This window comes from Kitasatospora sp. NPDC059747, from assembly GCF_042732955.1.
GTDB lineage: Bacteria > Actinomycetota > Actinomycetes > Streptomycetales > Streptomycetaceae > Kitasatospora.
Map to the genome: position 1 here is coordinate 62,507 of NZ_JBHWGV010000028.1, position 11,882 is coordinate 74,388.

The 11,882-nt window shown below is 71.7% G+C and carries 10 protein-coding genes; all 10 read right to left on the bottom strand.

Features of this window, described 5'->3' with window-relative positions:
- Window positions 1-63: 63 nt before the first annotated feature.
- Entirely contained in the window at window positions 64-1,098 is a 1,035-nt protein-coding gene (locus tag ACFV4G_RS15185; protein ID WP_380390137.1) for a UDP-N-acetylmuramate dehydrogenase, read from the bottom strand.
- Between the two features lie 11 nt (window positions 1,099-1,109).
- A complete protein-coding gene (locus ACFV4G_RS15190; protein WP_380390140.1) occupies window positions 1,110-2,153 on the bottom strand; it encodes a serine hydrolase domain-containing protein in 1,044 nt (347 codons plus the stop codon).
- 2 nt (window positions 2,154-2,155) lie between these two features.
- Window positions 2,156-3,460, bottom strand: a complete 1,305-nt coding sequence (locus ACFV4G_RS15195; protein ID WP_380440304.1) for a UDP-N-acetylglucosamine 1-carboxyvinyltransferase — start codon at window positions 3,458-3,460, stop codon at window positions 2,156-2,158.
- Between the two features lie 2 nt (window positions 3,461-3,462).
- Window positions 3,463-4,203, bottom strand: a complete 741-nt coding sequence (locus ACFV4G_RS15200; protein ID WP_380390142.1) for a hypothetical protein — start codon at window positions 4,201-4,203, stop codon at window positions 3,463-3,465.
- 377 nt (window positions 4,204-4,580) lie between these two features.
- The gene (locus ACFV4G_RS15205; RefSeq protein ID WP_380390144.1) at window positions 4,581-5,960 is read right to left on the bottom strand and encodes a helix-turn-helix domain-containing protein; all 1,380 of its coding nucleotides are present in this window, start codon (window positions 5,958-5,960) and stop codon (window positions 4,581-4,583) included.
- Window positions 5,961-6,080: 120 nt separating this feature from the next.
- A complete protein-coding gene (locus ACFV4G_RS15210) occupies window positions 6,081-6,398 on the bottom strand; it encodes a hypothetical protein (RefSeq protein ID WP_380390146.1) in 318 nt (105 codons plus the stop codon).
- Window positions 6,399-6,547: 149 nt separating this feature from the next.
- Entirely contained in the window at window positions 6,548-8,296 is a 1,749-nt protein-coding gene (locus ACFV4G_RS15215) for a relaxase/mobilization nuclease domain-containing protein (protein ID WP_380440307.1), read from the bottom strand.
- Window positions 8,286-9,176, bottom strand: coding sequence for a hypothetical protein (locus tag ACFV4G_RS15220; protein ID WP_380390150.1), 891 nt, complete (start codon window positions 9,174-9,176; stop codon window positions 8,286-8,288). Before ACFV4G_RS15220 ends, ACFV4G_RS15215 begins: the two co-directional genes overlap by 11 nt.
- Before the next feature lie 249 nt (window positions 9,177-9,425).
- Entirely contained in the window at window positions 9,426-10,214 is a 789-nt protein-coding gene (locus ACFV4G_RS15225; protein ID WP_380390152.1) for a DUF2637 domain-containing protein, read from the bottom strand.
- 468 nt (window positions 10,215-10,682) lie between these two features.
- Window positions 10,683-11,882: DUF3631 domain-containing protein (locus ACFV4G_RS15230; protein ID WP_380440309.1), on the bottom strand; the 1,200-nt coding region annotated here is incomplete at its 5' end.

Below are 11,882 nucleotides of genomic sequence, written 5' to 3' on the forward strand. Positions count from 1 at the left end.
TGCTGATGGCGGCGCGGAGGGGTATGTTTCCGCGCATGGAGGTCTTGGTGCCCACCAGGCTTCTTATGCCCAGGCGCCGACCAACGTCGGCTCGGGCCGGAGCTTGATGCCGGTTGCGATCTCGACCTGCGCCGAGAGTTCAGTGAGGGCCTGGGCGAAGCCAGTTGCGGTCGCTCCGTCGTGGGCGGTGAGGGTGAGGGTGCGGTGTTCCGAGCAGCGGATGCCGTCTGCGATCTTGTAGCCGGGGCGGTAGCCGGTGTGCTCCAGCAGCCAGCCGGCGCTGGCCCGCAGTTGCCCGTCGCTGTCGCTGTGGACCGGGCAGCCGGCATCCGACCAGCGGGCGGCCTGGGTGGCGGTGACGGGTGGGTTGAGGAAGACCGATCCGGCCTGGCGGGCGTCGGGTCCGTGGGGGTCGAGGAGGAGTCCGCGGCGGTGGCGGTTGGCGAGGACGGCGGTGGCCACCTCGGCCACGGGCGGTCGGGCGCCGACGTGGACGCCGAGTTCGTCGGCGAGCGGCTGGTAGGTGATCGGGGCAGCCGGCGAGCGGGTGAGGTGGAACGTCGCGGTGAGGATGGTCCAGCGGCCGGGGTCGTTCTTGAAGCGGCTGTCGCGGTGGCGGAGGCGGCATGCCTGGGTGGGTAGGGTCCGCAGGCGGCCCATGTCCCAGTCCCAGGCGGTGAGGTGGTCGAGGGTGTCGGAGACCTGCTGGCCGTAGGCTCCGGCGTTCTGGACGGGGGCGGCGCCGACAGTGCCGGGTATGCCGGCCAGGCACTCGATCCCGGCGAGGTGTTCGGCTGCGGCCCACTGGACGAGGTCGGCGAGCGGGTGGCCGGCCTGGACGGTCGCGGCCACCGTGTCGTCGTCCACCCGCTTCACGGTGATGCCCCGGGTGTTCATCAGGGCGACGGTGCCCTCGTGGCCGGTGTCGGAGGCGATGACATTGCTGCCGTGGCCGAGGGTGAGGGGCGCGTCCTCCTGCCGGTCGCCGATCGTGCGGACCAGTTCGAACCAGTCGTCGGGGTCGGCGACCTGCAGGACGTCGCTGGCCGGGCCGCCGAGCCGCAGGGTGGTGAGGGACGCGAGCGTGGTGCTGGGCACGGGTGGCCCTCCTAGGGTTCGTCGGTGATCGCCTTCAGGGCGAGGGTCCGCAGCGGGGCGAGACGGGTGCGGTTGTCCTGGTGGTGGTAGACGGCGTTGGTGCAGATGGCCAGGTAGCGGCCGGTGGCCGGGGCGAGGTAGAGGCTGGTCCCGGTGAAGCCGTGGTGGTAGGCCACCCTGCCCTCGTCGGCGAGGATCCAGGCCAGGCCACGGTCGAGGCCCGCCTCGATCTCGGCCTGTGGCTGCATGCTGTGGGCGAGCCAGCGGCCCAGGGGCCCATCGGTGGCGTGCGAGGACAGCAGGTGGGTGGCGAAGGCGGCGAGGTCGGCCGGGGTGGTGAACACCCCGGCGTGGCCTGCGACTCCGCCGAGCAGGGCGGCGTTGTCGTCGTGCGGCATCCCCCACAGCCGGGGCCCGCCCGCCAGCCGCTGCTCGGTCGGGGCGACCAGGGCGGAGCGGGGCACCGGTCCGTAGGTCGTGCTGGTCAGGTCGAGGTGCTGCCAGAGCTCTGCTGCCAGCTCGTCCAGGCGCTGGCAGCGGTAGTGGGCCAGAGCCAGGCCGAGGAGGATGAAGCCGCGGTTGATGTAGCGGTGACCGGCTCCGGGCTCAGCGATCAGGTCTTCGCCGCAGATCAGCTCGGCCAGCGGCTCGGTGCGGCCCCGGTATCGGTCGAGGCGAGTGTCGGCCCGCAGGCCGGAGGTGTGGGCCAGGATCTGGCGGGCCGTCACCTCGCCGCCGGGTGCTTCGGCCGGGATGCCGGTCAGCAGGTCGCGGATCGGGGTGTCCAGGGTGAAGCCGTCCATGAGGGAGGTGCCGACCAGCGGCCAGGTGGCCAGGACCTTGGTCAGTGAGGCCACGTCGTACACCGTGTCCGGCCCCGGCCGGGCGTCGCCGCACTCGGGGGCGACGACGCCGGAGGCCAGGTAGCCGGGCTCGGTGTCGAAGGTGCCATGGGCGATGACGCCGCCAGGCACAGTGCCGTCTGCGGTCATCAAGTCCAGGCAATCACGCAGGTCGGCGAGCGCGTTCGGCTTCCACGGCACGGCGTTGGTCACGGCTACTCCTGGTCGATCGTCAGGTGGGCACCGAGCGCGGCCAACTTCGGCAGCAGGCTGCCGTATCCGCGCCGCAGGTGATACATCCCTCGGATCGTAGAGGTGCCCTCGGCAGCCAGGGCGGCGATCACGAGAGCGGTCACAGCCCGGATGTCCTCCCCAGCCACGCTGGCGCCGTTGAGGGCGGACCGGCCCCGGACGGTGATCGCCGAGCCGGTCGCGTTGACGGCAGCGCCGAACGCGGCCAGGGCGGGCAGGTGGGTGTCGCGCTGGGTGTAGATCCGCTCGTCGATGCGGGAGGTGCCCTCGGCCTGGGTGAGGAAGGCAGTCAGCTGTGGCTGCACGTCGGTCGGGAAGCCGGGGTGCGGGCCGGTGGCCATCTGTACCGGCCGCGGCCCGGCCGGGGTGCTGACCGCCGTTCCGCCGTCCAGCGGGTCGAGCTGGATTCCGGCGTCGGCGAACACCGACACCAGCCCGTCCGGGAACGCGGCCGGCGGGAAGCCGTCCAGGTGGACGGTGCCGCCGGTGATGGCGGCGGCCAGCGCGAGAGTGGCGGCCTCCAGCCGGTCCGGCGGCACGGTGAACACCCCGCCCCGGATGCGGTCGGTGCCGGTGACGTTCAGAGCCGTCCCGCCCCGCCACTCGATGCCGACGCCGGCCTGCGAGAGCAGGGCGGCGGTGTGGGTGACCTCGGGTTCCACACTGGGGTTGAGGATCGCGGAGGTGCCCGGGGTCCGGGCGGCCAGCAGCATCGCGGTGACCGTCGCACCCAGGCTCGGCCCCCACGAGCGGGTCTCGGCGTCGGTGATGAACGGCAGCCGCTTGCCGGTGAAGCGGGCCCGCACCCGGCCCCGGTTCACCTCGACCTCGGCCCCGGCGGCTTCCATCGCGGCCAGGTGCCGGTCGATGTAGCGGGCGCAGAAGGCGTCCCCGCCGGGGGTGGGGAAGGTGACCTTGCCGGCGCGGGCCAGTAGGGCGCCGCCCATCACCGCGGTGGTGCGGATGCGCCGTCCGAGGTCGTCCGGGATAACCGGGAAGTAGGAGTCGGCCGGTCGGGTGGCGAACTCGTCGCCTGCCACGGTGGCGCGGGTGCCGGTGCGGTGCAGGATGTCGGCGACGACCAGGGTGTCCAGGATCTCGGGTGCACCGGCCAGGGTGAGCGGGTCGTCGGCGAGGATCGCGGCGGCGTACAGGTGCAGGGCGATGTTCTTGCTGCCCTGGACGGCGGCGGTGCCGACCAGGCGGCGGCCCCCGGTGATCCGCACGGCCCGCTGGTCGGTCATGGTGGTGGTGTCGGTGGTGGGCATGGTCACCTTCCCTGGCTTCCGGCCGGGAAGAAGCCCCCGACCTGGGTCTTCGGGTAGAGCAGGGTGTGTGCGCCGATCAGGGTGGCGGGCTGGAGCACGGTGCCGGCGGGAACGATCACGCCGTCGCCGATCACCGCGCCGAACTTCGTCTGGCCGGTGGCGATGCGGCGGCCGTCGAGGTGGGCGCAGACCTCTTCGGTGGCCGGTTCAACGACCGGCCCGGAGGTGACCCGCAGGCCAGTGGTGGACACGAACGCGCCGATGTTGACGCCGAGGCCGAGCACGGAGTCCCCGACAAAGCTGGTGTGCTTCATGAAGACCCCGCCGGTCAGCAGGGAGCGGGTGACCTCGGCGCCGAAGCCGATCTGGCAACCGGGACCGACGACGGTGTTGTCGCGCACCCGTGCGCCGGCCTCGATCACCGCGCCGGTGCAGACAAGCACCGGGCCGGTGACGAACGCGCCTTCCGCAATGACGGCTCCGGGAGCCACGATCACGTGGCCCCGAACGGTGGCGCCGGGCTCGATGGTCCCGGTCGCCTCCGGCAGCGAGACGTCCAGGTTGCCGGCCAGCAGGTCGGTGATGGCCTTCTTGAGGCCGAACACGGTCGGGCAGCAGTTCAGCAGGTGCAGCACGACCGGGTCGGTGACGTGCTCGGTATCGAAGTAGTACGCGGGTGTGGTGCGGTAGTCGATGCGCTCCAGCTCAGTGTTCAGCGCAGGCGCGTCGGTCAGCCGGTGCATGGCTGGATCTCCTCTCGGGCGAGCGAGGAAGAAGGGGAGGGGCCGTTGCGACGGCCTCCGGGTGCCTCAGAAGGCAGGCAGATCGGGCGCGGTCGCCGAAACCTGGGGGCTGGCCTCAGCCGGCTGATTATGAACAGCCAGGCCAAGTAGGGCGAGCACGGGCAGGTGCAAGGCGGCCCAGGATGCGGTGAGGAAGGCGCCGAGCCGGTCACGATCCGTTGGGGCGGCGTGCCGCCGGTTGTCGGGCGGCGGGGAGGTGCTGGGCGTTGGCATGGGAGGGCCTTCGGCAGCAGGGGGAGGAGTGGACGTTCCCCAGTGAACTGCCGGGCGGAAGCCTGGAACCGTAGCCGGACTACGGCACGTAGTCCGGCTACGGGTCAGACGATCTGAACGCCCGCTCGGGCGGCGAAGTCCCGTACGCCGGGCAGCTTGCGCTCGTGCCGAAGCAAGGGGGTGACAAGGTCACGGACGGCACCCCGGCGGATTTCCTGCGGGGCCGCCTCCTCGGCGGCCAGCAGAGCCCGGTAGCACTGTTCGGGCTTGTTCCACTGGTCGAACGCACGGGCCACATCGGTGAAGAACCGGGCTTGCCGCTCGGCGGTCGGCAGCGCGGTGGGGTCGATCGTGGAGGCCAGCTCGATTGCTCGGCCGGCGTCACCAAGCTCGTAATGCACCGACAACTCGTGCAGGGCGACGCCCTGGATGCCGTCGACCAGGCCGGAAGCCCGGCCGGCAGCTGCGGCGCTGTCGGCAGCCTCACGGATCAGCGAGTGCGCGTAGGTGCGGTCGCCGGTCTTCGCGGCGGTATAGGCCGCAGTGGCGTACAGGTCGCCGCGGGCGGCCAGGCGGGCAGACTCGGGGACCGCGGTGTCGGCGAGGAGGTCTTCGGCGGCGACCACCACGATGTCGGTTGCTCGGGCCAGGCTGCCCTGGCGGCGCCAGGCGCTGGAGACCATCCGCTGTGCCTCGGCGACCACTAGCGGGTCGCCGCCGTCCCGGGCGGCGGTGAGCGCGCGGTCGGCGGTGATGGCCACCAGGTTGTTGTCACCGATCTTGATGCACAGCCGAACTGCGATGTTGTAGAGCCGGGCGACGTTGCGAGCCCGCTCCTCGGTGCTGCCGACCATCTGGGCGGTAGCGATCCGGCTCGGCAGAGCCTCAGCGAGCGCGTCGTACTTGGCTGCCTTGAACTCGCGACGGGACGTCAGGAGGGAGGCGGCGACTGTCTCGTGGGTGGGCTCGCTGCGGGGCGCCGGAACCCGCCCTGTCCCGTAGAGCAGCAGGTCCTCCAGGCCGGCCAGCGGTGAGGCTGCCTCGGCGTGCGCGGCCTGCTGGCCGGCAACCGGGGTGAACAGGGCGGCAGCCGCCAGGGTCAGGAACGGGCGGCGTCGCACATCGTCCTCCTCGGCAGCGGAACTGCTCGTCAGCGTAGCCGAGGTGGACTTGCGGGGGCGGGACCTCGGCCGGTCTGCGGCTGGTTGCGGTAAGGCCATCAGCTCGTTGAGCTCGCAGCTCAGTACCTCCGCGAGGCGCCGGAGCAGGGTCAGATCTTTCACCTGCTGCAAGTCCCGTTCGACCAGGGACATCCAGACCTCGCTGCGGTCGAGCTCAGTGGCGAGGCGGAGCTGGGTCCACTCCATCTCGGCGCGACGGAGCGCGATGAACTTGCCGAACGTGATGCCGTTGCCCCCCACGCTGGCCCCCGGTGCCGTGTTGAAGCCACTACGGATCGCTACCGTACCGATGCTGGGGGCCACGGTGTAGTGCTTTCGGACCGGAGCTGGCAGTGACCGCGTTGTCCGGGAAGGTGCTGCTGGTTCGTGGGCCGGCCCTGGAATGCCTGAGGCCCGCTGTGTAGGCGAGCCTCAGGCTGCGGGTCACGACCAGGTAGTGCCGGCGAGCAGGCCGTCGAAGGCAAGTGCCCGCATGGCGGTTCCGTAGTCGTCCCACTCGTGTTCGGGGGCGGTGAAGTGCAGGTCGAAGTAGGCGCGGGTGAGGTCGGGCTCGTGCCACTCGGTCGCGCAGCGGCAGCGGACGAAGACCTGGTGGCGGACGTTGAGGAGGAGCCAGTCCCGGCGGGCGCGGCAGTCGGGGCAGGTGATGGGGATGCCGCGGGCGTCGAGTTCGCCGGGGTGGGGGACGGCGCGGATGACGGCTCTGTGGTGGCCGTCGTGGTCGGTGCTGGGGTTGGTCAAGTGGGGCCCTTCGGTGTCGGGTGACGGCTGGCAAGCACACAAGACGCACGGCGGCCGGGGTGGTTCCCGGCCACCGGAGAAGACATCGAACCGACATCTATGGCACGGGCGTTCGTGTGACTTGGGGGCGCGGTTCAGGCACGTGAGCATCAGCGTCGGCGGGTGGGATCGCTGGCGGCCTTGGGGCTGGTCGGCACGGCGGGCGTGGTGGGCGCGGCCTTCGCGGTAGTGCTGGTGGTGTGGGCTCGGGCGGCCTGGGCGCGCTTGTCGATGCGGTCGGCGGTGGCGTTGCGCAGGCGCCAGAGGAGGACTTCGGCCGGTCGGTCGGCGGTGGTGAGTTCCCGTTGCTGGACGGCCTCGGCGAGGGCTCGGCGGGGTGGTTGGCCGGAGGATTCGGCCTGGGCGAGCGCGGTGGCGAGGGCGGGCCAGGAAGGGTCGGCGAGGATGCGCTGGGCGTGGTCGGGGACGGCGGCCTGGACCTGGGCGGCGAGGCGGTCGGTGGTCTTGGGGGTGGGGGTGCGGCGGGTGAGGTCGGCGATGACCGGCTCGGCCGTCTGCCGGTAGGCGGTTCGCAGGTGGACGAGGGACTGCTGGGCGGCGTGGGCTTGCTGCTGGTGGCCTTGGGTCTGGTGCCAGCGGGCAATGGCGATCACGACGAAGACGGCGGTGGACAGCAGGGCGGCGGCGGTGGCGCCGTCCTCGCCGGAGCCGGCGGTGTGCAGGAGTTGCTTGGCGGCGGTGCGGAGGGCTGCGGCCTGCTGGTGTTCGGCACGGACCTTGGATCGGGTGGCGCGGTTGAACGCGGTTGCGGCGGCTCGTAGTTCGGCGCGGGTGTGGGCGGGTGCGGTGAGGGCGGCGGTGTGGAGGAGTTCGCCGAAGGCGGCGGCCTGGGCCTGGACGACGTTGTCGAACGCGTCAATGCCGGGCACGTCGGGGTGGTGTTGGTCCTGGTAGGCGAAGCGGGCGGTCTCCCGCAGGGTGGTCTCGGCCTGTCGCCAGCGGTCCGGTTCGATCGTGCCCTGTGCGGGTGTGGTGGGCTGCTGGGTGGTGAGGCGTTCGCGCAGGCGGTTGATGGACAGGTCGGGGGAGAGCTTGGAGCCGCCGAAGTAGACGGGTTCGCCTTGGGCGTTGACGTCGCCAGGGCGGGCGAGGCTGTAGCCGATGACGTCGCCGCTCTCGGGTCCGATGCGGTAGCGGACCTGGATGCCGAGGGCGGTGAGGGTGGAGAAGTACTCCTGCTCGTCGCGGACGGCGGCGGCGACGGCTTGGGCCTGTTCCTGCAGCCACTCCTTGGCGGTCTGCTGGTGGCCGGTGCGCTGGGCCTTGGCCTGCTCGGCGCTGGTGGGCATCGGGGCGGCGGTGTGGTCGCCGGAGTTGAGCTGGCGCAGGCCGAGTTCCTTCTCGATCTTGCGACACTCGGCCTGGGCGCGTTGGCCGTCGCGCTTGTTGCGGGGGCGGCGGCCGTCCTCGCGGACGCTGGTGGCCATGATGTGGATGTGGTCGTCGGCGTGGCGTACGGCGATCCACCGGCAGCCCTTGTCGTCGCCATCGGGCGCGATGCCAGTGGCGTGGACGATCCGGCGGGCGACCTCGGCCCACTCGGCGTCGGTGAGGTAGCGGTCGCCCGGGGCGGTGCGCACAGGGCAGTGCCACACGTGCTGCGGGACGGTCGCGCCCAGGCGCCTCTCGCGGGCGCGGACGGGCTGGTCAAGGTAGTCAGCCAGTTGGTCGAGGAGCTGATGGTGCTGGTCGAGGGGGGCTCGGCCGGGGTCGGGCAGGCCGGGCATGGCGAACGCGGCGACGATGTGCGGGTCGGTGTGCTCGTCGCGTCGGCCGGGGCCGAAGAGGTAGGAGAGCAGACCGCGGGTGCGCGAGCCGGTGGAGACGTCAGGCACCACGGCGGCCTCCCGGCAGGACGCGCTGGTAAGCGTGACGGGCCTGGGTCGCGCAGGCGTGTAGCTCGGTCAGGACTTCCATGGCGCGCTCGGGGATCGGGCCGCTGTAGACCTCGACCATGAGCTGGTTGAGGTTGTTGCCGGCCCGGTCGATTGCCCGCTGGTGGGTGCCGATCGCTTCGGTGAGGAGGGCGATGGCCTCGTAGTCGGGCATGGGGACGAACGCATCGAGGCGGCCGGTCCGCATGTACGCCTGGGCGACGCTCATGGCGGAATCCGCGAGGAACGCGGATCGAGAGCGCTTGAGCTTCGTGGCGACGAAGTCGAGCAGTTCCTTCTCTGCCGGCTCGACCGAGCAGGTGATCTGGTCGTCGCGCTTGGTTCCGGAACGCGGCCGGTACATGCGTTCAGCAAGCGGAGCGGTGTTGTCGTCCACCGGAAGCGCGGGGCGGTCGAGCACCGGAACGCGCTCGTGGATGAACTCGGCAGGGGTCACGGTCGGCGCTTCACGCACGACGCGGTCGTCGGCGTCGGCACGCTCGGCGTCGATGTCGTTGTGCAGCTCGGTGTCGTACGGGGGAAGTTCGTCCTGATCATGGCCGCCCTCGGTCATGACCTCCTGGTCCGGCGCGCCCTCGCGCCGGTCCTGCCCCGCCACCCCTGGGGCGGGGTCAAGCGCAAAGTCCGCGGCGCCAACGGCGTTGTGGACTTTGCCCCAGCTTGCTCCGTCGTCGTCGTGACCGTGGCCGCTCCAGGGCAGGGCCTGCTTGACGCGGGCGAATATGCCACCACGTCCGGGCTTGTCGCTACCGGTTCCGCAGGGCTGTGCTTCCTGTTCGGGCGTGGCGGAAGCAGGGGCGAGGTGGTGCTGCTGGTCGGGCACGGGGATCTTCCGGTTCTTCTGTGAGGGCAGGGGGTTGTCGGCTGGTGGGGCGTTCGCCGGATGCGGGTGATGGTCCGGCGGAAGAGGGGTTTGGCGGTGCCGGAGTTCCGGTGTAGACGTCGCCGGTTCAGGACTTCCGGGGTCTCCGGATGGACGCTGGGGGAGTTCCGGTGAGCGTCGGTCAGCTTCGGTGAGGGGCCGCTCGCCCGGTCCGGAAGCGGTCCGGTGCTCGGGCGAGCGGCGCGGGCCTCAGGCCGCCGAGGCGCTGGCTTGCGCGGCGGCCTGCTGCCTGGCCTCTTCGTCCTTGAAGCGCTGGGTCAGCTTGCCGAGGCGGTCGCTGGCGATGGGTATGCCGGCCTCGCGCAGGACTGTCCTGATCACGGCCTGGGTGGGGCCGTGCTCCTGGACGGCAGGCCGGACGATCTCGGCCAGCTCGTCCATCGAGGCGGCGGGCTTGCGGCCGGTGCGCTTGGTGCCCACCACCGGTTCCCGGCTGTCGGGCCGGACGTCGTCGTCGGGCTCAAGCACCGGTTCGTCGGCGGGCAGGTCGCCCTGCTCCGCGTCCGTCACCGGTGCGGACTCGGTTGCCGGTGCAGGCTCGGGGTTTTCGCGGAGCGGGAGTTCGCCATCGGCGCGCTTCGGGTCGGTGGCGGTGGTGTTGTGGGCGAGGAGGGTGCCGCCGAAGAAGGCGAGGGCGGGCCATCCGGCGACGAGGATCCGTAGCCAGGCGGGGACGTGGGCGAGGTCGAGGAGGCCGGCGGTGGCGACGTTGGCGCCGAGGGAGGCGGTCAGGGCGATGGCGAACCAGGTCCAGGCGGTGCCGGCGGGGCGGCCGGTGGTGCGCAGGGTTCGCATGCGGTGCCAGGCGGCGACGAGCAGCAGGTCGACTGAGACGGGGTAGGCCCAGGCTTTCCAGCCGTGTTGTCCGGCGGCTTCGGCGATGTCGTGGAGGTGGGCGAAGGACAGGGCGCCTGCGATGGCGGCCTGTACGAGGACGGCGTCCGGGCGGGGCAGACGCGGTGGGGTGGTGGAGGTCATGCGGAAGTGGTCCTCGCGGGTCGGGCGGTGGTGGTTTGTGGGATTGCCGTCTTTGCCGTCTTGCCGTCTTGGTGCTGCGGGTCGGTCTGTGGGCTGGGGCGGATTCGGCTGCCCGGGTGGTGCCTTGGACGCGGCGGAGCTCGGGTTCAGGCCGGTGCGGTATCCGTCTTGGGGCTTGTATCCGTCCCGGAGGCATGGCCTTTGACCTGCGGTTTTACGGCAGGGACGGCTGGGACGGCACAAGACGGATGTGTTTCCCGTCCCGCCACCGGGCCCGCCGCTCACGCCCCGGACGGGGGCGGCGGCGGGCGCTGGCGGGAGTGGACGGCTGCCGTCTTGGCATGGGGCCTGATCCGTCTTGGTGCGGATGCCGTTGCCGTCTTGGGGTGCCGTTCCGTCTTGGCGGCAGGTGCGGTGACCTGCGGTTTTACGGCAGGGACGGCAGGGACGGCATTTCGGGGAGGGTGGTCAGCCTCTGCTGCCCGCTGCGGTGGCGTTCACGGGGTGGACTGCGGGGCAGTAGCGCCGCCAGGCGTCGAGGAACTTGTTGCGCAGGTAGCCCTTGCGCTGGGTTCCGTCGGGCATGCGGACGTTGCCGGAGGAGATGTCGAACTCGCGGAGCATCGCGCCGAGGCCGCGCGGGGTCAGCCCGCCTCGGCTGGTCTCGGCCCAGGGGGCCTCGGGGTCGCCGTTGAGGTTGAACAGCAGTTGGTCGGTGGCGATGCTGTCCGGCTCACCGGCGGCGTGGAAGATCCGCCGGATGTCCGCGAGGATCCGCGCGCCGCCGGGGTTGTCCTCCTCGGTCTGGACCTCGGCGTCGACCATGCGCTTGCACGCCTGGCGGGCCAGGCGGGACCAGGGGCCTCCGGCGAGGTCGGCGATGATCACCAGGGGTTCCCAGGTGTCGGCGGCGCGGTCCTCGACCGGCATGCTCGGCTCCAGGTGGAGAGCCTGGTCGGCGAGGGGTGCGGTCCAGCGGGCGATCTTGTCGCGGATCGCGTGCAGGGCGGGGCGGTCGCGCTTGGTGCGGTACGGAGAGACGCGCTCGCCCTCGGCGCGGCGGCGCATGCGGATCACGATGGAGCGGTCCATGATCGTGTCGGGGAGGTCGCCGATGCCGGCGATGGCCGCCATGGCGAAGGTGGGGAACTGGCGAGGGGTGTGGTCGTTGCCGACCACCCGCAGCACGTACCGGTCGCGCTGGTGCCCAGCGTTCAGCAGGCCACGCATCTCCTCGTTCTTCTCCGCCGCCTTCGGGCTGCCGAAGATCGTGTCCGCCTCGTCCACGAGCAGGGTGGGCGGCTCCTCGCTGATCGAGCGGAAGATGGCGGCCGGAGAAGAGTTCACCGTCAGCATCGCCTGGTGGACCGTCTCGGCGAGCACGTCGAGCAGGCGCGACTTGCCGCAGCGCTTTGCCGGGCCGACCACCGCCAGGCGCGGAGCGTGCTGCCACGAGCCCTGCAGGTGGGTCGCGGCGACCCACAGCGTGGCGGCGTCCAGGGCCTGCTCGGAGGGAAGAATCACGAACTTCGCGATCAGGGCCCTCAGCTGCGCGAGCAGGTCGGCGCCCTCGGTCACCTCGGTGTCGGGCATCAGGTCGGTCCCGTCCGGGACGGTGGGCTCGGCAGGCGCCGCCTCGGCGTGGGGGGGGGGGGCGGGGGGGGCGGC